The 24,754-nt window shown below is 49.6% G+C and carries 27 protein-coding genes and 1 pseudogene; 13 read left to right on the forward strand and 15 right to left on the reverse strand.

The genetic code is table 11. The features are described 5' to 3' along the window. Positions 1–14: 14 nt before the first annotated feature. The gene (gene galE / locus SD10_RS25065; protein WP_046577745.1) at positions 15–1,055 is read right to left on the reverse strand and encodes a UDP-glucose 4-epimerase GalE; all 1,041 of its coding nucleotides are present in this window, start codon (positions 1,053–1,055) and stop codon (positions 15–17) included. Between the two features lie 129 nt (positions 1,056–1,184). Between galE and SD10_RS25070 the strand changes: the two genes are divergently transcribed. Then, a complete protein-coding gene (locus tag SD10_RS25070) occupies positions 1,185–2,060 on the forward strand; it encodes a transglutaminase-like domain-containing protein (protein ID WP_046577747.1) in 876 nt (291 codons plus the stop codon). Between the two features lie 115 nt (positions 2,061–2,175). On the opposite strand, the gene SD10_RS25075 is transcribed toward SD10_RS25070, so the two are convergent. Further along, positions 2,176–2,805 carry a 4'-phosphopantetheinyl transferase family protein gene (locus tag SD10_RS25075; protein WP_046580140.1) on the reverse strand — a complete coding sequence of 210 codons (630 nt, stop codon included), beginning with the start codon at positions 2,803–2,805 and terminating at the stop codon, positions 2,176–2,178. 70 nt (positions 2,806–2,875) lie between these two features. Between SD10_RS25075 and SD10_RS25080 the strand changes: the two genes are divergently transcribed. From SD10_RS25080 to folB, 3 genes are all read left to right on the forward strand, one after another. Then, entirely contained in the window at positions 2,876–3,775 is a 900-nt protein-coding gene (locus SD10_RS25080; RefSeq protein WP_046577748.1) for a WD40 repeat domain-containing protein, read from the forward strand. A 119-nt stretch (positions 3,776–3,894) separates the two neighbouring features. After that, positions 3,895–4,812 carry a DivIVA domain-containing protein gene (locus SD10_RS25085; protein ID WP_046577749.1) on the forward strand — a complete coding sequence of 306 codons (918 nt, stop codon included), beginning with the start codon at positions 3,895–3,897 and terminating at the stop codon, positions 4,810–4,812. Between the two features lie 158 nt (positions 4,813–4,970). After that, positions 4,971–5,321 carry a dihydroneopterin aldolase gene (gene folB / locus SD10_RS25090; protein WP_046577751.1) on the forward strand — a complete coding sequence of 117 codons (351 nt, stop codon included), beginning with the start codon at positions 4,971–4,973 and terminating at the stop codon, positions 5,319–5,321. Positions 5,322–5,412: 91 nt separating this feature from the next. Here folB and ytxJ read toward each other — a convergent pair whose 3' ends face one another. Then, on the reverse strand, positions 5,413–5,742 hold the full coding sequence (gene ytxJ, locus SD10_RS25095) for a bacillithiol system redox-active protein YtxJ (RefSeq protein WP_046577754.1): 330 nt from the start codon (positions 5,740–5,742) through the stop codon (positions 5,413–5,415). Between the two features lie 54 nt (positions 5,743–5,796). Further along, a complete protein-coding gene (locus tag SD10_RS25100; protein ID WP_046577756.1) occupies positions 5,797–6,105 on the reverse strand; it encodes a hypothetical protein in 309 nt (102 codons plus the stop codon). Between the two features lie 60 nt (positions 6,106–6,165). Between SD10_RS25100 and SD10_RS25105 the strand changes: the two genes are divergently transcribed. Continuing rightward, entirely contained in the window at positions 6,166–7,428 is a 1,263-nt protein-coding gene (locus tag SD10_RS25105) for a 3-deoxy-D-manno-octulosonic acid transferase (RefSeq protein WP_046577758.1), read from the forward strand. A gap of 94 nt (positions 7,429–7,522) precedes the next feature. Beyond that, positions 7,523–8,449 (forward strand): ribosome small subunit-dependent GTPase A, encoded by a 927-nt coding sequence (gene rsgA, locus SD10_RS25110; protein ID WP_046577761.1) that lies wholly within the window; start codon positions 7,523–7,525, stop codon positions 8,447–8,449. Between the two features lie 64 nt (positions 8,450–8,513). On the opposite strand, the gene SD10_RS25115 is transcribed toward rsgA, so the two are convergent. Next, positions 8,514–9,890: a cystathionine beta-synthase gene (locus SD10_RS25115; protein ID WP_046577763.1), complete on the reverse strand. Its 1,377-nt coding sequence runs from the start codon at positions 9,888–9,890 to the stop codon at positions 8,514–8,516. Positions 9,891–10,135: 245 nt separating this feature from the next. On the opposite strand from SD10_RS25115, the gene SD10_RS25120 reads away from it, so the two are divergent. Further along, the gene (locus SD10_RS25120) at positions 10,136–10,540 is read left to right on the forward strand and encodes a hypothetical protein (protein ID WP_046577764.1); all 405 of its coding nucleotides are present in this window, start codon (positions 10,136–10,138) and stop codon (positions 10,538–10,540) included. 75 nt (positions 10,541–10,615) lie between these two features. Here the strand turns inward: SD10_RS25120 and SD10_RS30335 are convergent, their stop codons facing one another. The 4 genes and pseudogenes from SD10_RS30335 to mce form a co-directional block, all read right to left on the reverse strand. Next, positions 10,616–10,744 (reverse strand): hypothetical protein, encoded by a 129-nt coding sequence (locus SD10_RS30335; protein ID WP_262507336.1) that lies wholly within the window; start codon positions 10,742–10,744, stop codon positions 10,616–10,618. A 125-nt stretch (positions 10,745–10,869) separates the two neighbouring features. Beyond that, positions 10,870–10,998: pseudogene (locus tag SD10_RS29245) on the reverse strand (AAA family ATPase); the annotation flags it as partial. Positions 10,999–11,060: 62 nt separating this feature from the next. Beyond that, positions 11,061–12,710 carry a M1 family metallopeptidase gene (locus SD10_RS25125; protein WP_046577766.1) on the reverse strand — a complete coding sequence of 550 codons (1,650 nt, stop codon included), beginning with the start codon at positions 12,708–12,710 and terminating at the stop codon, positions 11,061–11,063. A 6-nt stretch (positions 12,711–12,716) separates the two neighbouring features. Next, positions 12,717–13,148: a methylmalonyl-CoA epimerase gene (gene mce, locus SD10_RS25130; RefSeq protein WP_046580142.1), complete on the reverse strand. Its 432-nt coding sequence runs from the start codon at positions 13,146–13,148 to the stop codon at positions 12,717–12,719. Between the two features lie 146 nt (positions 13,149–13,294). On the opposite strand from mce, the gene SD10_RS25135 reads away from it, so the two are divergent. Both SD10_RS25135 and SD10_RS25140 read left to right on the forward strand, forming a co-directional pair. Continuing rightward, on the forward strand, positions 13,295–13,621 hold the full coding sequence (locus SD10_RS25135; protein ID WP_046577768.1) for a HesB/IscA family protein: 327 nt from the start codon (positions 13,295–13,297) through the stop codon (positions 13,619–13,621). A gap of 167 nt (positions 13,622–13,788) precedes the next feature. Next, complete coding sequence (locus SD10_RS25140) at positions 13,789–14,397, forward strand: acyl-CoA thioesterase (RefSeq protein ID WP_046577769.1); 609 nt, start codon at positions 13,789–13,791, stop codon at positions 14,395–14,397. A gap of 56 nt (positions 14,398–14,453) precedes the next feature. Here the strand turns inward: SD10_RS25140 and SD10_RS25145 are convergent, their stop codons facing one another. From SD10_RS25145 to SD10_RS25160, 4 genes are all read right to left on the reverse strand, one after another. After that, entirely contained in the window at positions 14,454–15,482 is a 1,029-nt protein-coding gene (locus SD10_RS25145) for a methionine synthase (RefSeq protein ID WP_046577771.1), read from the reverse strand. A gap of 40 nt (positions 15,483–15,522) precedes the next feature. Further along, the gene (locus SD10_RS25150) at positions 15,523–16,026 is read right to left on the reverse strand and encodes a GNAT family N-acetyltransferase (RefSeq protein ID WP_046577772.1); all 504 of its coding nucleotides are present in this window, start codon (positions 16,024–16,026) and stop codon (positions 15,523–15,525) included. A gap of 19 nt (positions 16,027–16,045) precedes the next feature. Then, positions 16,046–16,828: an SDR family NAD(P)-dependent oxidoreductase gene (locus SD10_RS25155; protein WP_046577774.1), complete on the reverse strand. Its 783-nt coding sequence runs from the start codon at positions 16,826–16,828 to the stop codon at positions 16,046–16,048. Between the two features lie 107 nt (positions 16,829–16,935). Further along, complete coding sequence (locus tag SD10_RS25160) at positions 16,936–18,129, reverse strand: Gfo/Idh/MocA family protein (RefSeq protein ID WP_046577775.1); 1,194 nt, start codon at positions 18,127–18,129, stop codon at positions 16,936–16,938. Between the two features lie 78 nt (positions 18,130–18,207). On the opposite strand from SD10_RS25160, the gene pnuC reads away from it, so the two are divergent. From pnuC to SD10_RS25175, 3 genes are all read left to right on the forward strand, one after another. Next, the gene (pnuC, locus tag SD10_RS25165; protein ID WP_046580144.1) at positions 18,208–18,882 is read left to right on the forward strand and encodes a nicotinamide riboside transporter PnuC; all 675 of its coding nucleotides are present in this window, start codon (positions 18,208–18,210) and stop codon (positions 18,880–18,882) included. 78 nt (positions 18,883–18,960) lie between these two features. Then, the gene (locus tag SD10_RS25170; protein ID WP_046577776.1) at positions 18,961–19,371 is read left to right on the forward strand and encodes a lipocalin-like domain-containing protein; all 411 of its coding nucleotides are present in this window, start codon (positions 18,961–18,963) and stop codon (positions 19,369–19,371) included. A 256-nt stretch (positions 19,372–19,627) separates the two neighbouring features. Then, complete coding sequence (locus SD10_RS25175; RefSeq protein WP_046577778.1) at positions 19,628–19,930, forward strand: isoamylase early set domain-containing protein; 303 nt, start codon at positions 19,628–19,630, stop codon at positions 19,928–19,930. Positions 19,931–20,011: 81 nt separating this feature from the next. Here the strand turns inward: SD10_RS25175 and SD10_RS25180 are convergent, their stop codons facing one another. Together SD10_RS25180 and SD10_RS25185 are read right to left on the reverse strand one after the other, a co-directional pair. After that, positions 20,012–20,956, reverse strand: coding sequence for a hydroxypyruvate isomerase family protein (locus SD10_RS25180; RefSeq protein WP_046577779.1), 945 nt, complete (start codon positions 20,954–20,956; stop codon positions 20,012–20,014). Positions 20,957–21,076: 120 nt separating this feature from the next. Then, entirely contained in the window at positions 21,077–24,199 is a 3,123-nt protein-coding gene (locus SD10_RS25185; protein WP_046577781.1) for a PVC-type heme-binding CxxCH protein, read from the reverse strand. A gap of 195 nt (positions 24,200–24,394) precedes the next feature. Between SD10_RS25185 and SD10_RS25190 the strand changes: the two genes are divergently transcribed. After that, positions 24,395–24,631, forward strand: a complete 237-nt coding sequence (locus SD10_RS25190; protein WP_046577784.1) for a GlsB/YeaQ/YmgE family stress response membrane protein — start codon at positions 24,395–24,397, stop codon at positions 24,629–24,631. Positions 24,632–24,754 lie beyond the last annotated feature (123 nt).

The following is a 24,754-nucleotide window of genomic DNA, read 5'->3' on the forward strand; positions in this document are numbered from 1 at the left end:
AACTCACCACTACCTTATTGTTTTGAACTTAGTTTCTGTTGCCACTGCCAGGCATCGCGTAATGACTCGGCTAGTGAGCGCTTAGCCTGCCACGCCAACACACGATTGGCTTTACTGACATCGGCATACACCTGCTCAACGTCACCAGCCCGGCGAGAACCGATGCTATAGTTTACTTTGACGCCAGTGGCCTGTTCGAACGTTTTTATCACATTCAGAACGGTTTCGCCCCGGCCCGTGCCAATATTGATCACATCGTAGGAAGAAGCATCCTGCGCGTCGATGAGCTTTTTCAACGCCTGCACGTGCGCATCGGCCAGATCCATCACATCAATATAATCCCGCACACAGGTTCCGTCTGGCGTATTGTAATCATCACCGTATACGGTCAGGCTTGGCCGGATACCAGCCGCGGTTTGCGTAATGAAGGGAACCAGATTAGCCGGAACACCCAGGGGTAGTTCGCCGATTTCTGCCGACGGGTGCGCCCCAATAGGGTTAAAATACCGGAGCGCCAGCGCTTTAACGGGTATCTTCGCATGCACGGCATCCCGAATGATGTCCTCGCCAATAGCCTTTGTATTTCCATAAGGCGACTGCGCTGGCAGGCGGGGCGTTTCTTCCGTTACAGGCAACTGCTCCGGCTGTCCATAAACTGTACAGGACGAGGAGAATACGAAATTCTTTACCCCGTAGGCAGGCATCAACTCCAGGAGCAGCAGCAGCGAATCCAGATTGTTGCGGTAATATTTCAGCGGCTGAGCCACCGATTCACCCACCGCTTTAAAAGCCGCAAAATGAATCACACCCGTTGGACTCTCCTTACGGAAGATGTCTTCCAGGGCAGTGGCGTCGTTGCAATTGACCGGATAACAGGTTACGTCATGACCAAGAATCGCCCGCAATCCGTCAAGCGCGGAGCGTTCAGAATTGGAAAAGTCGTCAACAATGACCGGCTCAAAACCAGCGTTGACCAGCGATACAACCGTGTGCGAGCCAATGAATCCGGCGCCACCGGTTACCAGAATTTTGGGAGAATTGCCTGAGGAAGTCAAACCGTTTTTTATAAAATTTTTGTTGCTATTTTAGCATAGCAACTCCTATAACAGCACAAAAGTAGTATATTCAGGAGGTTTCGGAAACAGTTTTTATTCTGGGGTACTCTGTTAAAGCGACACAAACTAATGAACGACAACGAATTGAAAGCCCTTATCTCGCTTCTGGACGACGAAGACCGGGAAGTCGTTGAACACGTTGAACAACGAATTCGACAAATGGGTGGTCAAATGATCCCTTTTTTAGAATCCGAATGGGAAGGGAGTTTCAATCCCGATCTGCAAAAACGAATTGAGGAAATTATTCATGATCTTCAGTATGAATCCGTTCTGGATCGGATGCGCGACTGGAAAAATGGGGGGGCAATGGACCTTTTGGAAGGCCTCTGGATCGTAGCCACCTATCAATACCCTGACCTTTCACTCGACCGATTAAAACAGGAGGTAGAGCAGTTGTACTACGATGTTTGGGTCGATTTTAAAGCGGATATGCACCCCGATGAGCAGATCAAAGCCATGAACAGTGCTTTTTTCTCGAAATTAAAATTTGCTCCGAATACCAAGCATTTCCACTCCCCGGCCAACTCCATGATCAATCAGGTACTCGAATCGCGACGGGGCAACCCCATTACGCTTTGTGTACTTTATATGCTCATTGCCAAGCGGTTGAACCTGCCCGTATACGGCGTTAACCTGCCCAACCTGTTTGTGTTGACGTATAAAAACAGCAGTGGCGTTCAGTTTTATATCAATGTGTTTAACCGGGGTCTGGTCTTTACGACGAAAGATATTGATCAGTACATCGACCAGCTAAACATCAAACGGTTAGATACCTTTTATCAACCCTGTACAAATGCCGACATCATTCGGCGGGTGCTTCGAAACCTGACGCTGGCGTTCGAGAAAAACGGCGATACGGAACGGGTTCGCGAAGTGGAACAAATCCTGAATACGGTTCGGGACGATGGCGACGGACTGCCGCTCTCGGATTATACCCAACGGTAAATTTAGTAACCACAGAGAACACAGAGGTAAACGGCTACTCTTTAGCTGATTTAAGCTCTGTGTTCTCTGTGGTTACTAAATTTACCGTTGGGTATTCATTTGAATGCCTCCTTAATCAATACGCTACGGCCAGCAGGCCGGGCCCGGCCTGAAAGCACTGAATAATCAGTTGCTCTTTATGGTCTGGCAGACGCACGTGACCAATCAAATGGGAGGCTCCGTCGGCGAAGGGTTCGATGTGCAAATGCTCCCGGAACGTGAGCTGGCGCTTTCCATAAAGTTTATACAACGCTTCTTTGGCGCACCAGTAAACCGCCAGCCGGTTAGGCTCGCCCCCGGCGTGGGTAATTTCACTCTCCGACAAAACACGCGGCACCACCCTCCTGAACTGCTCTCGAATCGGCTCAATGTCGATGCCAACCGGCCGTGATCGGTGCAATACCGCAGCCGCCCAGCCAGCCGTATGCGACAGGGAAATATGCCAGGGGGAGTCGATCAGGTAGGGCTTCCCGAACTCATCTTTTTGCAGTCCCCAATAGGGCATTCCCTGCGACTCGGTCAATTGCCGAATCGCGACCCGGCACGCCAGCCATTCAACACGCTGAGAGGGATGACTGATGCCGGCCAAATCCTCTTGCTCCGACATCGTTAGCGGCAACCCCGCCCGCAACGTCGATTCATCTTCGGTGATAGCCTGAAGCCGGGCTACACAGTCGCTGGTAATGTCTATCTGAAAAGTCACCACCAAAAGTCGGAAGTCGTTCGAGAAAAAGAAAGGATTAACGACCTTTGATCACAACTTGTTTTGTCAATCTGTGATAGTAGAAAAAATAGATACGTTCGGTGGGCACCGCGACCCCGTTTACACGCTCGAACGAGCCCCCCTGGCTGAACAGTTTTTTTCGGCGGGTGGTGATGGCCAGGTGGTTCAATGGCAGTTGAATCGCCCTGATCTGGGCCAATTGATTGCCAAAGTATCCAGCTCTATCTACGCCTTAGCCCTGCATCCCACAAGCGGGCTTTTGTGGGTTGGTCAGAACCATGAAGGCGTCCACGTCATTGATCCAGTCAGGAAGCAGGAAACCGCTTCGTTGAAGCTAACATCGGCTGCCATTTTCGACATCAAATTCCATAAAACTGACGCATTCGTAGCGCTCTCGGATGGCGTTGTGGCGGTTGTTACCACAGACCCGCTGGTGGTCAGGAAACACATCAAAGCATCGGACCAGTCGGCGCGATGCCTGGCCATAAATCCGGTTGAACGCGAACTGGCCGTTGGCTACAGCGATAACGTCGTGCGTATTTTTGATCTCACAACCTACGAACTCAAACGGGTTATTCAGGCGCACAGCAATTCCATCTTCACCGTTGCCTATTCGCCGGATTTTCAGCACCTGATTACGGCCGGGCGCGATGCCCACCTGAAAGTCTGGGATGTGGAGCAGGGCTATACCTTGCAACAGGACATTGTCGCCCATCTGTTTGCCATCAACCACCTGGCATTCAACCCATCGGGCACGCTGCTGGCTACGGCCAGCATGGACAAATCCATAAAGATTTGGGATGCCGATTCTTACAGGCTCTTGAAAGTTGTTGACCGGGCCAGGCACGCCGGCCATGGCACATCTGTCAATAAGGTGCTTTGGACAGATTACAATGAATTCTTGCTCTCAGCCAGCGACGATCGAACGATTTCGGTATGGAAATTGAGTTAAAATAGCTAGATTAAGTAGGATTCCCCTCTTTTTCGGCCCGTTTTTTGTAAAATAGGTATTAAGGACGTTAATTCACCTTTACATGGTTACTAGAAGTACACAAAACCCTTAGCGCACCAATGAAAATTACGCCTATTGAAATCCGGCAACACACGTTTGAAAAAGGGTTGCGCGGCTACAGACCAGAAGACGTTGACGCATTTCTTGTTTCGTTGTCTCAGGAATGGGAACGCTTAACTGGCGAATATAAAATGTTGAAGATGCAGCTTGAAATAGCCGAGAAAGAGCTAGGCAAGTTGAAAGAGGTAGAAATGACCCTGTTTCGTACGCTTAAAACAGCCGAAGATACAAGCGCGCAAATCACCGATCAAGCTAATAAGGCAGGAGAAAAATATGTCGACGAAGCCAAGCATCAGGCCGACGAAATAATAGCCGATGCCCGTAAACGCTCGGCCCTGATGGTTCAGGATGCCGAAAACCAGGCCCGCTATCTGAAAGACAATATCCTGAACGACATCAAATCCCTGGAGCACGATTTCAAAGCGCTGGAAAGCTACAAAGAGAATTTAGCGGTTCAAATTCGTACACTGGCTAGTAACGCCGTTGATAGTGTCGACCGGTTTGAAAAGAAGTTTGCCAAACAGAACCTAAAAGGGAAAATCGACGAGGTGACGTCTCAGATTCAGGACGACTTGACAGAACCGGAATCACAGAATGAAAACCCGGCCGACTCGTCACATGAATCCAATGGACAGGCACACACAACCGCGGAGCTTCCGGAGTTGATCGAGCGTGAAACGTCCGTTCCAGAATCTATTCCGGTCGACGAATCGGTAACCGAAAAACTTGGCGAAGCGCTTCATTCTCCGCAACACGAGACAACTGAACCTGCTGCTGAAGCCGAAGTTGCTACTAACGAAACGGCCCCTGAACCCGTTTTGACTGAGGTAAATACAACCGAGGCAGAGCCGGCTACGGAAGACGTACCCGAAGAGGTTACCGCAAAGAAAAGCGGCTCCTTTTTCGATCAGATTTAAGTTGGTATCGGCATTGTGACGTCGTATTTGTCAATCCGGCTTCGCAAATACAGACACTTTCTGGATAACACACAACTCGTAAAGTACGGAAGCACCCCGATTTCTCCCCATTGCTACGGTAACCGGGAAGATCGGGGTGTTTCATCATCAGACAACCCATGGGAACAATTGCCTTAGAAGGCCTTGAGTTTTTTTCATACCACGGCTTTTACGACGAGGAGCAAAAAATCGGCAATAAATATTCGGTCGATATTGTTGTTACCGCCGACTTTTCGGAAGCGGCCCGGCGAGATCGCCTGAGCGCTACGGTCAATTATGAGGATTTGTACCGGATTACGGCGGCTGTGATGAAGCAACCCGCCCGATTGCTGGAGCACATTGCCCACCAGATTATCCAGGAAATCCGCACGACCTACAGCGAGCTGGAAGCGGTCGAAGTGAGTGTCTCCAAGTTCAATCCGCCCATTGGGGGCGTTTGCCACCGGGCAAAAATAACGCTCAAGGAGTGAGTGCCCAATATAACGGGAGAAGGGCTGACACGAACGTTGTAGCGAACGCGTCAGCCCTTCTCTCACTTAATGCCTTTTATTTGTTACTACCTTAAACAGCCTGCTGTACGCCTGCAAAGGAAATTCCCATGTGCGAGGCATCATAAACACAGGCGCCATTCCGAATCAGCAATACCTGGGGCGATTCGTGCTCAACGCCAAATTCGTTCTCGATCTGAGCCGAAATAGGCCGATTGGCCAGCAAGTCGAGGTAGTAAGGTTTTACCCCAAGCTGGTCGTTCCAATTGCGCTCCATCCGGCTGAGCGCCATGGCACTGATAGAACAAGTCGTGCTGTGTTTAAAAATCAACACAGGCTGCTTTGCCGACTCTTCTTTGATCGTGTCAAGCTGAGTGTCACTTGTCAGTTTATTCCAGTTCATTGTATCAACATACTTTCTATTGACAGTAAATTCATTTCGGCACCTAAAAGTTCGTTAGTTTTCAGCGGTGTATTGCAGTTTTTTAGCCATCTCCGGTGAGATCGACTCTGAGTAGGCACCATAGGCATCAACGAGTACACCTTTGTTTCCATTCTTTGCTTCAATGGCATACAAAACGGATTCATCGCCAGGATCGGTCATTCCTTCAAACCGGTATACATCAACCACATCGAAGTCAGCGGGCCGTAATTGAATATCGTCAGGCTGGCAATGCAAATGATCTGATTTGAGATTATAATCCTGAGTAAATCCCTGCTGGCGCAGGCCCTCAAGAGCTTCAGTGAGTGTTTCGTAAGAGTGCATGGTGGTCTTTAGTTAAAAAATGAGTGTGTAGCTTTGTAGTATAACCAACCTTCTGTTCGCTTGTTTTCAGGACTCTATAACACGGGCATTGTCGCCTATCAAACGCTGCTGCGCTTGGTAGCTCCTTTCATACCTAAAGCCCGCCTGTGGGTCGATGGCCGGCACGATTGGGCCCGCAAATTACAGCAGCAACTAGCCGGAAACAAAAAGCCACTTGCCTGGTTCCATGCAGCATCTTTAGGTGAGTTTGAACAGGGACGTCCCGTTATCGAAGCGTTCCGGACACAATATCCCAATTACAAGATTCTGCTAACGTTTTTTTCGCCCTCGGGTTACGAAGTCCGAAAAGACTACGAGGGTGCCGATTACATCGTTTATCTGCCTGCCGATACACCCGCTAATGCCCGGCAATTTATCGAGTTAGCGCGTCCCCAAATTGCGTTTTTTATTAAATATGAGTTCTGGTACAACTACCTCCGTGCTTTAAAAGCGGCTCAGGTACCCGTCGTTTTGTTTTCGGCGATCTTCCGCCCAGATCAGCTTTTTTTCAAGCCCTGGGGCCAATTTTACCGGAATATGCTTCACTACTTTGATCATATTCTGGTACAGAACCAAGAATCGGTCTTCCTGTTGTCCAGCATCCACATCACCAACGTAACGCTCGCGGGTGATACACGCTTTGATCGGGTGGCGCAGGTTGTTACGACCAAAAAGTCCATTCCGATAGCGGAAGCGTTCAAGAAAACTAGTCCACTATTGGTTGTCGGCAGCGCCTGGCCTGAAGATATGGCCGTTTTAATACCTTTTCTGAATTCGTTCACAAGTCCGCTAAAAGTAATTATTGCTCCGCACGAAATTCAGGATGAGGAAATCGAACGGTGGCGAAGTCAACTGACGAAACGCTCCATTCGTTTCTCCGAAATAGCTGATGGCGCTCCTGCTACAGCCGATATCCTGATTATTGATAACGTCGGTATGCTTTCATCGCTCTATCAATACGGCGAGTTTGCCTACATCGGCGGGGCGTTTAGGCAGGGATTACATAATATTCTGGAAGCCGCGACCTTTGGCATGCCGTTATTTTTTGGACCGGAATTTGCCAAATTTCAGGAAGCCGTCGATCTGGTCAATGAAGGTGCCGCGTTTCCAATCAGCAGTGTTACCGAACTATCCTCCGACTTCAGCAAACAGTATGAAAATGCCGAAGAAGCCAGTCAGATCAGTTGCCAGTACGTGCAGCGGAACATTGGAGCAACAACGAAGGTTATGGAAGTTGTACGGAAATTAATGAGTGAAAGCGGGCCGCCGGTGCGGAGTGAATGAGCGAAAGAGCGCCTAGTCTGGCGAGAACAAATTTACTCCGTCACTCCGCACCGGCGGCCCGGCTTCACTCTTTCACTCTTTCTCTCATTAAACATTGCAAAACGGCTTAGTTTTACGGTCCACCGGTTCCTGGTACGAAATTCGTAACCCAGACGGACATATTTTCCAGGGCCGACTAAAGGGAAAATTCAAATTGAAAGGTCTGAAGGTCACAAATCCGATTGCTGTGGGCGACCGGGTGCTATTTGACGTTGAGGATGAAGCCGAAAACACGGCTATTATTACCGATATTGCCCCCCGCGAGAATTACATCATTCGGCAGTCGGTTCATAAAACAGCGCACGGGCACATGCTGGCGGCCAATATCGATCAGGCAGTGCTGCTGGCAACGCTGGCTATGCCTCGTACCTCCACCGGCTTCATCGACCGATTTCTGGTTTCGGCCGAATCATTCCGTATTCCCACAACGATTGTCTTCAACAAAGTCGACATTCTGAGCGAAGATGGTCTGGCTTTTCAGCAGGAGATTATCGAGTTATACGAGCGCATTGGTTACAACTGTCTGTCAACATCGGCCACGGAAAACGAAGGGGTAGACGAGTTTCGGGCGCTGCTTGATCAGAAGGTAACGCTGGTGGCGGGTCATTCGGGTGTGGGAAAATCGTCGCTGGTAAACGCCATTGCCCCCGACCTGAACCTGCGCACAAACGAAGTGTCGTCCTTTGCCAATAAAGGCGTTCACACCACCACCTTCGCCGAAATGTTCGAACTGGCACCTAATACCTACATCATCGACACGCCGGGTATTAAAGAGCTGGGGCTGATGGATACGTCGAAAACCGAAATTGGCCATTACTTTCCCGAAATGCGCGACCGGCTAAACAAATGCCGGTTTAATAACTGTCTACACATAAACGAGCCCGGCTGTGCCATCAAAGAAGCCGTTGGCGAAGGCGACATTGCCGAAAGCCGATACATGAGCTACCTGAGCATGATGGAAGGCGGAGATAATAGACGGTAGGTTAAGGATATAGGATGTATGATATGCCATTGCTAGTTACACATCATACACCCTATATCATACATCAATTTGTCATTGCGGCCAGCAGATCGGCTTGCGTGATGATGTGCACCTGCTCGCGCTCATCGCGCACCAGAAGGGCTTTGTTGTCCCGGTCAATCAAGGACGACAAAGCGTCGATGGTATTATCGAGACCAACGAATTTGAACGGCTTGTCCATGACTTCACTGACTGGATGATCTTTGACAGCCGGATCGTCGATAAGCCGATTCAGCACCGTTGAGTCGGTCAGACTCCCGACGATGTGGCCGCCTTCGTCGGTAACCGGAATCTGCGAAATCCCGTACCGGTTCAGTACTTGAATGGCCTGACTGACCGAGACACCGGCTCCAATCGTTGTGAGCTGCGACTGGCCTGTCTTGTGATGAACAATGTCGCGGGCTGTTTTGAACGCACGGTCTTCCAGAAACCCGTGGTCTTTCATCCAGGTGTCGTTGTAAATTTTGGCAAGGTAGCGCGTACCGTGGTCGGGCAACAAAATCACCATCACATCCTCGTCGGTGAGGTGTTCTTTCGCCCATTCCAGCGCGCCATGTACGGCCGTTCCGCACGACCAGCCCACAAACAATCCTTCTTCCCGCGAAAGCCGACGGGCCATGATAGCCGCATCCTTGTCAGTTACCTTCTCAAAGTAGTCGATGACACTGAAATCGACGTTTTGCGGAAGAATGTCTTCCCCAATGCCTTCCGTCAGGTAGGGATAGATTTCGCCTTCATCAAACTGGCCGGTTTCCTTGTATTTTTTGAATACCGAGCCATAAGTATCCAGCCCAATGGATACTAGATTGGGATTCTGCTCTTTCAGGAATTTCGAGGTGCCGCATATGGTGCCGCCCGTACCAACGCCAGCGGCAAAATGGGTGATTTTCCCGTCGGTATCGCGCCAGATTTCGGGACCAGTCGTTTCGTAATGGGCAGCTGTATTGGCAGGGTTGTCATATTGATTCGGATAAAGTGAATTGGGAATATCTCGATTCAGCTTTTTGGCGACGGAATAATACGAGCGCGGATCATCGGGGGCCACATTCGTTGGACACACAACTACTTCTGCGCCCACCGCCCGCAGAATGTCAATCTTTTCCTGCGACTGTTTATCGGCCATCGTAAAAATACATTTATAGCCTTTCCCGATAGCGGCCAGCGCCAGGCCCATACCTGTGTTGCCGCTGGTTCCTTCAATGATGGTGCCGCCGGGTTTTAATACACCCCGCGCTTCGGCGTCTTCGATCATTCGAATGGCGATGCGGTCTTTAACCGAGTTGCCAGGGTTGAAGTATTCAACCTTTGCCAGAATCGTCCCCCGAATGCCTTTGGTAACCTTGTTAAGCTTCACCAAGGGCGTGTTGCCAATGGTGTCTATGATGGAGTTATAGTAGTTCATTCCTGTTGGCGCCCATTCGGGCAGTCTGTGGTTTTGTTTGTCTAGTAAACGGTCTAATACAAGCGTTCGTTTGCAGCCTTTTTTTGGTGGCCATGTGGTCAACTACGTGCAAAACGATTGAAGTGGCAATTTATACCATTCATTGAGTATTTCAGGCAGTCTATGCAAACGCTTATTTATCAATGCATTGCAGCGGCATACCTTTGACTTGTTCTTTTTTAAAACCAACAAATACTATAAAAATCATGAAAATTTTTGCACAAACATTGATCGCAGCTCTGCTCCTGAGCACCGTTACCTTAGCCTCTACAGCTACCCGTGTTCCAACTGTACCGACTAAGCCAACCACCACAAACTCATTTAAGGCCGCCGTCTTCCCCTCGTCGACACCTGGCAAGCTTAACGTATTCGTTGGACGTGAGCCAGGCAAGCCAATAACTGTTCGGCTAAAAGATGAAAAAGGTGAGTTATTGGCAGAACAACCCGTCAGCAAAAACAAAGGAAGCTTTCGGTTTCAATTTGACTTATCTGCTCTGGAAGACGGTACGTACAAAGTTGAAATCGTATCGGGTAACGACGTAACGATTCAACCGGTTACGTTGAGCACAAAGCCTGTCGAGTCGGCAACACGCACGATCTCGTTGAATTAAGCGATGGGTATTTTCACAGCAACGCCACGGCTTAAGAATTCTTAAGACCGTGGCGTTGCTGTGTTCGGATAAATCTTATGCTTGATTGCTGAACTGAGCCAGGAAGTCGGTAATCTGATTGTGGAAGTGCGCAAAGCTGCGGGACTGCTTAGCGAGTTCATAGAAGTCAGCAGACAAAGCAATCTTTTCTGCTACAATCGACATATTTGGTCCATTATTTTTCATTCCATACAACAGCCGCTTTAATTCTGCCTGTGCTTTACTCTCAAAACAATTTGGAGAGGCTTTTTCGGAAAAAAATAACCTTATAGGCTTGATAAACCAGCCAAATTCGTCTTGCCCGAGTTGTTCGGGTCAATTAACAAATTGACTTTTTGAAGGTCGAGCGTGACGTCCTTGAGGCTCTTGAAATTCTGGATGGAAACGCGCTTGAGCCTGGTTGTCGTAGTTGAAGCAATAGGCCTGATACACAAACAACCTTTGGCTGTTTGGCACATAAATTCACAAGCAAGATACCGATTTACTTACCCATTTCGACAGCTCGCATTAGGACGGTGTTGTCGGGATCAATAACGACCGAGGCTGGCTTGGCGGCTAATGGGACAGTAAACGTTTGGGTTTGCCCGGTCATGGTCAGGCGGGCGGTGCGGCTGGTTTCGCGGCCATTGGCGCCACGGATGCTGAACGTGAGCGGTACAACGAACAGCGAGCCACTGCGCTGCGCCTGCCGAACGTCGATTACCAGGGCTTTCTTGGCGGCATCGTAGCTCGATCCCCAAACGATTTCGGGATAGCCCGGCTGGTGGAGCCATTGTTGAAAAAAGGGGCCTAATTTCTTACCCGAAACGCTTTCCATGACAGCCTGCAAATCGCTGGTCTGGGCATTGGCATTTCGGAACTTCTCATAGTAAGCCCGAATGCCTTTCCAGAATAGATCGTCGCCAAGTTCGTGCCGCAGCATGTGCAACACCCAGCCGCCTTTCTGGTACGAATTGGGGTTCAGCAAGTCCATCAAATTGGCGGATGTCGAATCAACGATTGTGCCTTTTGGTTTTAGCGCCGTGTACCGAAAAATCTGGCCTTTGTTCTGGTTTAATACGGCATTGAGCGTGTCCTTGCCATAAGCATGTTCGAGGTAGAGCGCCGAGAAATAGGTAGCGAATCCTTCACTCAACCACAGTTGCGACCAGTCCGCTTCAGTCGCCGAGTTGCCAAACCATTGGTGCGCAATTTCATGAGCCAGCAACGCTTCAACGTCGGAGTCTTTCTTGCCAACGATCACTTTTTCGCTGTAAAAAATGCAGCTGGCGTTCTCCATGCCCCCAAAGATCGTTGTCGACTCGACGTTGGCTAATTTCTCGTAAGAATACGGTCCAATCTTATCAATGAAATATTGCAAAATCTCTTTGGCCGGGCGGTAATCAACAAACCCCTTCTGGCTATCATTGGGATAGAGCCAGCTTTGCACGGGCACGCCACCAACCGCGCCAACCTCTTCGACGGCAAAATGAGCCGCGCCAATCACCATTACCTTGGTTGGAATAGGCGTATTTTCCTGCCAGCGAGTCAGCTTGCGCCCGTTCGGCAAACTACTTTCGTTGACCAGTTTTCCGTTGGCAATAATACGGTACGTAGCAGGCGCGTTGACCGCAAAAGAACAGGTTGCCTTGTCGGATGGGTGGTCGACGACCGGGAGGTAATTGCGGGCGTTGTTGGGCCAGTTGTCCCCAAAGAAGGTTCGCTCGCCAAACTTATTCTGGCTAATAATCAAGCCCCGGGCCGGTGTGCCTCCGTATCGGATAACCACTTCGGTGGATTGATTGGGCGCGGCAGCCAGGTTTATAAATACCCGGTCGTTACGCTGGCTAAATGGAACCGTTTTCCCGTCGGGTAAGCTCACCGAACGAACACGCATGCCAGTTTCGGACGAATCGCGGGGGCTGATCAGGTCGAACCAAACGGTTTGCCGGTCATCGGCACGCGTAAAGCGAATGGTCGTTTCCCCCTGAATCTGGTTGGTAGAATCACTTAAGGTGAGTGCGAACGCGTAATGCTGCACATCAACGCCGGGCTGGGTAAATCGGGCGGCATAGCCCGGCAGTTGCGCATGAGCCACACCGGTTAACAGCGCCAGCAGGGCCACTAAAAATCCTTTTTTCTGTTTGTTCATTCGTTATTACGCCTTTATCGCCTGGCACAATTCAATCAACACCCCATTGGTGCCCTTTGGATGCAGGAAACAGACTAGTTTATTGTCAGCGCCCCGTTTGGGGACTTCATTCAACACAGTGAAACCCTCACCTTTCAACCGTTCCATCTCCGCAAGAATATCATCTACTTCAAAGGCGATGTGGTGAATTCCTTCCCCCTTTTTCTCCAGAAATTTTGCAATCGGGCTGTCCGGGCTGGTTGCTTCGAGTAGCTCAATTTTCGTTGACTTTCCCGGTGATTCGGAACCGGAATTTACGGTAAAGAACGATGTGACTACGCCTTCCGATGCAACCGTCTCCGTTTTATAGGGCTGCACGTTCAGCAGTTTGGCAAATAAGTTATTGGATACCGCCAGGTCGCGGACGGCAATACCGATGTGTTCAACGTTGGTTAGCATAGGCGGACCCGACAGCCCCTGGCTACCGGTATTAATAGCATTTCGACGGCCAGAGGCTATCGGGTACATAGAACAAGAACTTTTCCGTTTGGCCGAAAGTTATAGAGAAAGCATTGATATGCCTTAACATTGATTCGATTACAACTATGGTTACGGTTTCAGAAATCGCCAAAAACAAGATTGTTGAACTCCGTCAGAAAGACGGTCTTGCCGAAAATACGGCCATCCGCGTAGCTGTAGAAGGTGGTGGATGCTCCGGGTTGATGTATGATCTTCAGTTCGATGCAACCCAGCAACCCACCGATCATCTTGTTGAAGACAAAGGCATTAAGATTCTGGTAGATCGCAAGAGCTTACTCTATCTGGCGGGTACTGAGCTTGATTTTTCGGACGGTTTGAATGGGAAAGGCTTCCAGTTTAAAAATCCTAATGCAACCCGTACGTGTGGTTGCGGAGAGAGTTTTGCCGTCTAAATCGCACAGGCGGCCCTGCGGGATTTTATTGATTTTTTGATTGATATGATTTTGAAAAGCCGCTATGTAGCGGCTTTTTTTATTGGCCCAAAGCCCAGGGTATTATGGAGATTGTTAGATTGCGCAGCAAGATAAATCCAGAAAAATTATAAAAATTCCGGTTTCAGATGACAGCCAAACCCGTTAGCCATTCACGCACAACGCTTACTGAGTTGATGATTCCATCGTATGCCAACTTTGGCGGTCGCGTACACGGGGGCATCTTGCTGTCGCTGATGGATAAAGTCGCCTATGCCTGTTCGGCCAAACACGCGGGCCAGTATTGCGTAACGGTATCCGTCGATGGAGTGAATTTCCGGCAGCCAGTCGATGTAGGCGAATTAGTTTCCTTACTGGCATCGGTCAATTACGTAGGCCGGACTTCGCTGGTGGTGGGCATCAAAGTCATTGCGGAGAACGTGAAAACGGGCACTGTCAAACACACTAACACCTCATATTTTACAATGGTAGCAAAAGACGATTCAGACCAGCCAACTGAAGTGCCTCCCCTCCTGCTCGAAACACCCGACGATGTCCGGCGTTTCCTGGAGGCCATGAAGCGTAAAGAACTCCGGGCATCGTACAGCGAGCATTTTGACAATGCCAAAACGCGGATGCTGGTTAAGGAAAACATTGGCAAATTGACAAAAGAACGTTGTGCCTTATCAGACAGTATGAGCCAGGATTTACTTGATTTAACGGATTCCTCTGATTTAAACCGCGAGATCATTCTATAGTGGTTAAGTGTCTCGGGCTGAACCAGAAGAATCCGTTGAATCAACTAAATTCTGGTTTAGATTTCGCCCCGGACAATCTTAGCCCCGGCTACCATGTTGGTTAGCTTTTGTTTGGCGGCCCAGCGAGCCGTTTGGCTCAGGCCGCAGTCAGGGGCAACGGCCAGTTTCTCGGCCGGAACGTAAGGCAGGCATTTACGAATGCGTTCAGCCACATCTTCCGGCGTTTCGATGTAGTAGCTTTTTACGTCGATGACGCCCACGGCCACATCGAATTTTTCAGCGAACCGGGCCAGCAGATTTACCTCCGAAAAATTCAGGATGGTCATTTCGGAATGAAGTTCATCGACCGTCATGTCCAGAAAATCGGGGAGCATGGGCGCAATGGATTTTTTACCCACCGACCGGCCTTTGTAATTCCCGAAACAGAGATGCATGGATAATCGGGTTTTCCCCACGCCCGGCGCTACCGTCCGGTTAAAGATGTCGACAAAACGCCGGGTATCTTCGCGATACGCATAGCACGACATCGACGGTTCATCGACACAGATTTCCGGTACGCCCAGAGCGACTAAATCGGCAATCTCTTTATTCACCAGGGGCAGCAAAGCCTCGGTTACTTCCCAGCGATCCTTGTACAAACTCCCGGGCAACAACCGCCCACTAAGCGTATAGGGGCCAGGAATAGACACTTTCAGACCTTGTCCCTCGGGAGCAAGCCGTTTCAGGCGCAGGTACTCCTCCACGACGCCCAGTCCTTTCGGCGCGGTTAGTGGTTCGACGATGTTGTGCTTACCACGCTGATCGTGTGCGGGCGGACCAAACCGGCGTAGTTCGGTTTCGTTATTCTGAATGCCGTTAATGTAGCCGTAAAACGATAGATTGAAATCGAACCGGGTTTGCTCACCGTCAGTAATTACGTCCAATCCGGCCGAAACCTGATCATGAACCGATGCCACAACGGCATCTTCAATCATTTCGTTGATATCGGCCGGTCCGAATTGCGAAAGATTCTGGCTGGAAAATTCGAGCCAGCCAGGAAACGGCATCGAGCCGACAACGGTAGTTTTGATGGGAATGGGCTGCAAGATGGTAGGGGTTTAGGCTCGAAAAGGAGGGCGGGATTTTTCATAGACTAATTTCCCACCACAGCATGTTTTCTATCTGGTCAAACAATCGAAATCCATTTTTTTCCAACACTTTCTGGGAAGCTACATTTTCTGCTTCGGTATCTGCTACCACCCGCCGGACACCGGGCTGCTGACGAGCCCAGGTTACCATTCCGTTCACCATCTCGGTCATGTAACCCTGCCGATGCAGCCCCGGATATGTTCCATAGCCAATCTCGATGGTTCCGGTTTCATCAGGCTCACCCTTGAACTTAGCTTCCGCTACGAACTGTTTTTTCGCCCGGTCAATGGCCAGCCACATGGTGTGAAAAAGCGGATCGAGGGCAGGGTCCTGCAAACGAGGTATAGTGAAATAAACGATAATGCTCCGCACCGGCTCCACAGCTTGCCGGTACCCTTTCTGCAAGCCCAGGGTTTGCTCCAATTCATACTTGTTGGCAAGATGAAGATGAAGCTGCTCAAGCGTGAGGGGAATAAGGGTCAGGCGTGGCGTTTCAATCATAAGCAAAGTTAAATCAAAGTTAAATCTGTCCTTCACTCACACTCCAGCCGCCATCTACGGTTAGCACCTGACCCGTGGTAAAGGCCGAATAATCGGACATGAAATAAACGGCAGCACCATCCAGATCAGAAGGCAGGCCAATGCGGCCACCACCGAGCGGCTGCTTGGTTTTCGTAAACGCTATAATATGCTCATCCTGGGTGGCACGCTGCGCCATCGGCGTTTCGACCAGAGCCGGAGCCAATACATTGACCCGGATATTGTCGTTGGCATAATAAGCTGCAACTGACTTAGTGAAACCAATCACCGCCGATTTCATGGCTGCATAGGCATGGGTAGCAAAATACGTTGGCGACGGGCTGGAGCCCAGTACTGAACCCATGTTTAGAATTACTCCCCCGCTACCCTGTGCCCGGAATGTCCGCACGGCCGCCTGATTCGATAGCATCAGGGAGGTTAAATTGAGGTTGACCGTATAATTCCACCCGTCCAGCGTAAGGTCATGAAGGGGGCCATCGCCAAACCGCCGGCCACTGCCGCCTGCTACGTGGAAAAGTCCGTCGAAGCCGCCGAAAATCTGCTGACACAAGGCAATGGCTTTAGGGGCCGTTTGTGGATCAGATGCGTCGCCCGACATTGCCAGCCCATTGCCGTCGAGTTGCCTTTCAGCAACGGTACAACTTTCGGGATTTCGGCCTACCACAACGACCTGCGCCCCCTCACGCACAAACGACAGCGCAGCCGACAGGCCCATGCCGGTTGTGCCGCCAACCACAACGATTTTTTTAGACTCCAGCCACATAAGTATCTAAGTAGATTTTAGTACACAAGAAACGAATTTGGCCGATGACGAGCAACATCCCGACAGGCTGACTAACGCGTCCAAGCAGTACTCACTAAATTCTTAGCTCAAGCCAAATCCCGCTCAATGATTTTCCCGCTGGCCTTCTCCTTCAAAATCAGCTTATTCCGGCCATCATGGGTCATTTCCTGTTTGATCAGGTAGTGATCCGCATCATACTCGACAAGCGTAGATTCGGGTTTAAGCCCCTCTTGTCCGCGCCAGACGGGTAAGTTTACTTTTTCCCACTGCTTCGTTTCCGCTGATTTATAGGCCGCGTCGAGAACGGCATTCACTACGTAGCCATCGTAAAACGTCTCGGCGGGTTCACGGCCTTCTTCCTGCGATTTGAACATGTCCGTAAACATGTGATTGTAGCCCAGGTCATTCACCTCGTCGCCAACCGGAAATAGCCAACCCGTGTTGGATTCGGCTTTTTCGGCCACATAATCAGCCCCTTTGCCCGAACTGTACATTTCGAAACCGGTTCGTAGAAAGTTATTGATCCAGATGGTGCCTTCGGTGCCCATTACTTCGTCGCGGAGGTCCATACCGCCCCGGAAAGCCCAGCTCACTTCAAACTGTCCGATGGCGCCGTTTTCGTATTTCACCAGGGCAATGGCGTGATCCTCGGCGTCAATGGGTTTCACCTGCGTAGCGGCCCAGCACATCACCTCTACCGGCTTCACATCCTTACCGATAAAATTTCGGGCAATTTCGACACAGTGACAACCTAAATCGAGCATGCAGCCGCCCCCCGCCTGCTCTTTGTCCCAGAACCAGTCGGAGTGCGGTCCGGGGTGTGTTTCGCGGGATTTAGCCCACAGAATTCGGCCAAGGGCTCCGTTTTTAACACTGTCCAGCGCTTTCAAAAACTTAGGTGTGTAACATAAGTCCTCTAGGTAACCGGCAAAAATGCCCGCTTCTTCAGCCGTCTGCATCATCCGCAACGCTTCATCGGCCGTACGGCCAAGGGGTTTCGTACAAACCACCGATTTCTTGTGTTTGGCGCAGAGGTTGACCGCCGTTTCGTGAATGTTGTTGGGAAGCGCAATACAAACCATATCTACATCGGGATGCGCAATGACCTCTTCCATATCGGTCGACGCAAAATCACATCCATAATCTGTCGCAAATTTTTGGGCAGTTTCTTCCCGGCGGGCATAAATGGCAACAACTTTATCCCGGCTGCGCTGGCCATGAATGGATTCGGCATAGAAGCGGCCAATGAAGCCGCCCCCGAGCATAGCAATACGTTGCATAGTTGAGAGGTTAGATAAATGGTTAATCCGTACTTTCGCACAGTTAAAGTAGAGGACGCCCACCGTATTTTTTTACTCATGGTCGAGTTTTTCGATATCCATACCATTTTTTTTACGCTGTGGGATTACCCCATGAGTTACCTCGAATTTTTCGGGGTTTTATCCGGGTCAATAGCAACCTGGCTCGCGGCCCGCGCCAACGTCTGGAGCTGGCCAATCGGGGCCGCCAGTGTCCTGCTATTTTTCTTTTTGTTCTTTCAGATCCAGCTTTACCCCGACATGTTTTTGCAGGTCTTCTTTTTCATAACGAACCTGCAAGGCTGGTGGCGCTGGACCCACCCCAAGGCCCAGGAGGCCGATCAGCACAACGAACTCCGTATTACCCGGCTTATAGGACGACCGCTGGTTCTGGTGTTGCTCGGGGGGCTGGTAGCTACAGGTGTACTAGGCGCTCTTGCTCAAAATCTGCACATCTGGTTTCCCATATTGTTCAGTCAACCCAGCGCCTTCCCCTACCTCGATTCGTTCACGACCGTAATGAGTATTATCGGCACATTTATGATGATTCATAAAAAGCTCGAATGCTGGTGGATCTGGCTGCTTGTCGACATCATCAGCACCTTCATGTATTTTACCAAAGGGGTAAAACTGGTTGGGGTCGAATACGCAATTTTTTGCCTAATCGCTTTCCAGGGTGCCTGGCACTGGACCCGTGAATACCGGTCGTATTCGGTAGAGCAAACTACACATTAACCTCGTTCGCTTTTAAAGTGCTGCCTTACAACCAACAAGGGCAATTGAGGGTCTACTCAAAAAGTTACGAACGCCCTCATGAAACACGTTGTACTTCTGCTTTCTCTGTTACTCGTTCTGGCCTGCTCAAAATCGGATGATACCGTATCGCCTAATAATCTTATAGGTACCTGGCGGTTGATTACTTATTGCAAACCAGCCAGCAGTTCAACGTGCATGACGGTTGATGTACCTTCCAATAAAGGTGTATTTATCACGTTCAACTATGCCGGTGAATTCAACGAGTTTTACGAAAATACCAAGCCGGTTGAGTATAGTTTTTTAGGTTGCTTCGGCGGCAATTACAAAACAGAAGGAAATAATATACGAATTATGGCTGCCTGTATGTCATCAATGAATGGCAAGCTCATACCCCTGTTATCGTTAACGGGTAACCGATTAGTCTTAAATCCATATAGTACGGGCGAGTATGTTTTCATCAGACGATAAGCCGTATGTAGCTTCTTCGTCAGGCTTTCAGAACTTAATTTTTCGAGTGGCTTGTGGCTATTCGGTCTATTACCAATAAATTGATAGACTAACTTAAATACTACTGTAAAATAGTACGTTTTTTAGATAGCTAATTATAAAACAAGATATATTAATTATAAATATAATAAGAATATTTATCCTTAACGTACTGATAACTATTATATTACCAGTTTTGCATTATAACTTTGTATTGAAAACCAAACAGTGAACCCCTATGGCAGTTGCCAAACAATTCCTCAAAAGCAAGCCTCTTGCGAAAGTAACATTTGAATTGTCGGCCGAAGCCGTCAATGGTGCTAAAACGGTCGCTCTGGCCGGTGAATTCAATGGCTGGGATGCCCAGGCCCTGAAAAAACAGAAAGATGGTTCTTACAAAACTACGGTTGAACTGCCCGTTGGTGGCGAATACCAGTTCCGTTACGTTTTGGATGGTACGACATGGACAAATGATACGGCTGCTGACAAATACGTTCCAAGCGGAGTATCGTTTGAAGAGAACTCAGTGGTTGTTCTCTAAGCAAGAAATTGAAACCATCAAGGGGTGAGCAGGCTTGTCGACAAGCCTGCTCACCCCTTGATGGTTTTACCCTAATGCGTTTTATACCGTAAAGCTATCGGAATCGACATAAGCTTTGATCAGGGCGACTTCCCCTTCCTTACCCTTCTGCGATTTTCCGTGCTCCATGCCAAAAATAAAGTCTTTACCCGCAGCTTTTTGCTTCTGATAAACGTACTTGAAAATATTCTTGTAGTTAATTTCACCCGTCGTTGGCTCATTACGACCAGGGTTATCGCCAATCTGAAAATAGCCAATCTCGCTCCAGCACCAGTCGATGTGGGGAATAATATGGCCCTCATTTTTCTGCATGTGGTAGATGTCAAACAAAATCTTACAGGAAGGGCTATTTACGGCGCGGCAAATTTCGTAGGTCTGATCCGATGTACGCAGGAATAGATTCGGCGAATCGCTTAGGGGTTCAAGCACCATCGTCAGGCCCGCTGGTGCCAGAATGTCAGCCCCACGGCGCAGGGCATCAATGACGTTACCCGTTTGAATACCAATGGGCAGATTCCGCTCGAAATCCCCCGGTACAACCGTAGTAAATTTAGTATTGCAACGCTTGGCGGTTTCAACGGCTTTCCGGCAGCCGTTCAGGAAAATGTCAATATATTCGGGCTTTCCGGCAGCCAGCGTATTCTGTGAATTACCGCCTTTGTCGAGGACAAATACACCCATCGTCATTCCCAGACGAGCCATTTCCTCCCCAATTTTGGTTTGCATAGCGGGTTCACGGCCCATCATTCCATTGTCTTCCATCGCCGTGAAACCCATATCGGCCATAAACTTGAGCTGGTCGATGAGGTCTTTACCGGCGCTGTTCTCAAACATCCCAAAGTGCGGGGCGTATTTAAGTTTAAACGTGTTTTTAGCCAGTGAATCTGACTGCCAGTTGCCTGCTACCGACTCACCGGTTACGGCGGCACCCGCCAAGCTTAAGCCAGCCGCGCCAACTGTTGATTTTACAAAATTACGTCGTTGCATATGTGAGGTTGTCTGAACCAGAGTTTGTGTGATTTTGCGGATGGACTATGCTTGTCAAGATAAAGCTTCCGCTAAAAGCATACGCCATAATCAATCAGAAAAATCAACTAAATCTCGGTTCTATTTCTTTTTTAAACTTGATAAATAATCCACTAAATCGACTAATTCCTGCGTGTTCATGGCTTCCTGTATACCCGATGGCATCATGGAGGTATCCAACTGTTTCATCGAAACGACATCCGACATTTTGTAATTCTGCACAACGCCACCCGGAAACTTCATTTGCAGATCCGTCTCGGTTTTGCTGGATACAATACCTGTCATGGTACTACCGTCTTTAAATTTCACCGCCCAGCCCTCATAGCCAAAGCTAATACCAGCGTCGGGATGCAAAATAGCCAGATACTGGCCTTCCTTGGGCAATTTAGACCCAATTTCTGACAGCTTGGGGCCAAAGTCCATACCCTCGCCGTTGACCTGGTGGCAAATGCTACAGTTGTTCTTGAAAACAGAAACACCGCGTGCCGCATCGCCATTCATCGCCAGTAGTTCGTTTATGGCGGGCAGTTTCTTCCCTTCGGCACTTTGGCCGCCATCCAGGAAGCTAGCGGCCTGCTGACGAATGTTTTTTCGCCAGTCGTTACTCACACCCTGCACGGCTGCTTTTTTGTAATCGCCTTTAATATCGCCAGACTTAAGTAAGGCCACGACCATATCGGCTCCTTCTGCACTACCTCCTAATGAACGAGTCGCTTCTTTACGTAAGGCCGCAGACCGTTTCTCGTCCAATGCTACCGTTTTTAAAATATCAATAGACTCTTTGTTGCCCACCCGACGCAAAGCGACCAGCATATTAGCCGCAGCTTCCGGATCACTGCCATTAAGTACATCCCAGACCATAGGGCTGCCTTGCTGCTTGAGTAATTGCCGGGCCGCATCTCGCCCCACGCCTTCCAATGGTTTCTGAACCGCCAGCTTGGCCAGATGCGCATTTTCGGATACGGGTTCGAAACGCATGACCAATTCAATGTATTCGGGTGTACCATATACATCGGTCATGAGTTTATTCAGGGCATTTGTTGCTACAGGGGAGTTTTTCACGAAAGCCGGGTCAAGGTGACGCAGAGCAAGTTTGGTAACCTCCGTGGAGCCACTGTTTGCCTGCAAAATACCCAGCAAAGCATTGGACTTTTCAACAGCGCCCGGATTAAAATCAAACGCCCGGAAATACCGCAACCGCTGGTTTATATCAACGGCCGGATCACCTGCCAATTTGGCCAGCATCGGCACGGATTCCTTGGTACGGGCACGCCACACGATGTCACGACCACCCGCATTGGCTAAGGCCGGGGCGTCGTTACGCTCGTTGCTCATCTGCTTCACCCAGGCGGTGTAATATGTATCCCAATTAGAATCAGCGCCTATACCCAGCGCTTCCAGATACCAACGGTCTTTGCCATCATATTGACTGGCCAGTTGCGCCCACAGTGCCGGAGCCTCGGCGCTCTGGTTTCGGCGTAGTGCGATAGCACACTCCCGACGCACCTGCGGATCAGGGTCGTTGACAAGTTGCTTTATGTAGGGAATAATGTCTGATTTGAGTTCGCGGGCGGCACGGAGGCCCGTAATGCGCAGATCAGGATTATCGCTTTTTAACGCTGTTTCGATCCATTTCGGTCCTTTCTCTGCTTTACTCAGCAACCACAGCGCCCGAGCCTGCATCCGGGGATTAGCCGATGTTTTATAAAGTTTAGCCAATTCTTTTTCTGCTTTTTTACCCATGCCAGACAGTTTCTGCCAGCCAGCATAGCGGATAGACATGTTTGGGCTTTGCAGAGCTTCGATAGCGCCCTCGGTCGTTGTCAGATCCACCTTAGGCATTTTGTACGGCGAGTTTGGTGGTGCTACCCGGTAAACGCGTCCCCGACTTTGATCGCCCGCCTGGTGGCCACCCACACCGGGGTCATACCAGTCGGCAATAATCAATGAGCCATCCGGTGCCACACATACATCGGCCGGCCGGAACCACTGGTCACGAGCCCCTTCCAATACATTGACAATCTCGGCTTTATACCCTGCTCCGTCTTTTTGTACTGGATACGACCGGACGACATTCGGGCCGGCATCGCAATGGATCATCTGATTCCGAAAAACCTCCGGCAACAGCTTACCCTCATACACGATCATGCCCGTTGGCGAACCAGCCCCAGTTTGCAGGAGGTTAGGTACAACACCGGGATCATTAAGGTGCCAGTGCCGTCTTGGTATTTCGGGCTCAATGTTCTCCCGGTTGGCCTGCCAGCCTGCGCCCGTCATTTCGTCGGTGTATCCATAGTTGCCATATTCCATAACATAATTGATCCGAACGCCCTTGTTACCATCGTCGTCATTATCCGATTGCCACAGGGTGCCGTACGAATCAACGGCTACTTCGTAGTTATTGCGGAAGTTTTGGCCCAATACCTCTACGTTTTTCCCATCGGGATCGCAACGGAAGACCATGCCCATCTTGAAATTCTGCTTATCGATCGTCTTGCCGGTAGCTACATCGACGACTGGGTTACCGTCTTTGTCCTTAAGTTGCCCACCCTCATTGCCGAAGTTGAAATACCACTTGCCGTCGGGTCCGAAGACAAACGTGTGCATACCATGATCATGCTGCTCACCACCGATACCCGTAAAGAGCAGTTCTTTTTTATCAGCTTTATCGTCTCCGTTTTCGTCGGTAAAGACCCAAACGTTCGGACTGTCCGACACAATCACTTTGTTGCCCTGCACCCAAATGCCGAGCGGTGACTCAATATCGGCTCCCTGATAAAACACCTTCGACACATCGGCTTTTCCATCGCCATTCTGATCTTCCAGAATCACAATGCGATCGCCTTCTTTGCGGGTTGGATTGCCATTAATGGCGGGGCGATAGTTATAGGCTTCGCAAACCCAAACCCGGCCACGAGCATCCACGTCAATATCGGTTGGGTTGGCCAGCATTGGCTCAGCGGCAAACAGGGTTGCTTCCAGACCGGGTGCTACGTTCAAACTACCGACAGCATACTTTGGATCGTGTTTGTCGTCGTCGCCAAGTTGAGCGAATAGGCCTGTCAGATACCGGTTGGAAGCTCCATTCAGGTTTCGATTCTGATAAGCTCCGACAAAAGCACCACCAATTACCAAACCAGCGGCTGATAGTGCGATTGCCCGGCGTGCGAGGGCCGAGCGTTTGGGTGATAAAAAATTAGTCATACAGTCAGCCCAATAGAGGAGCGTGTTAGCTATTAACTGATACAGGAAATGCCTACCCTGTAAAATGAAATTACTGATAATTTATACCCGTTTACAGCTATATTCTTTTCGCAAATTATTCTCCCTATAGTACAATTTCAATCTTTTGTGTAGCATTGCACCGTCACCTTTATCACTCTTTAACTTATTAAGACTATGGGCTTTTTGTATTCTATTCTAATTGGGGGCATTGCCGGTTATATTGCGAGTCGGCTGATGGACAGCCACAACTCGGCTCTTGTGAACATCATCCTCGGAATTGTGGGAGGGTTTGTTGGGGGATTTGTTGCCCGTAAGCTTGGCAACGACCCCGATAATGATGGCTTATTTATGAATTTGTTGATTGCTGTGGGCGGTGCTGTCCTATTGATTTTTGTGGGTCGGCTGTTATAGATAAACAACAATGCAGCTAACCATTGTCTACTCACACCGCTGTTGACAGGTGAGTTTTCAGGATGAAGTAAAAGGGTTGGCTACCGTCGGGTTGGCTAACCCTTTTTTGCTTTATGAAGCAGG

This window comes from Spirosoma radiotolerans (genome assembly GCF_000974425.1).
In the GTDB taxonomy this organism is placed as follows: Bacteria; Bacteroidota; Bacteroidia; order Cytophagales; family Spirosomataceae; genus Spirosoma; species Spirosoma radiotolerans.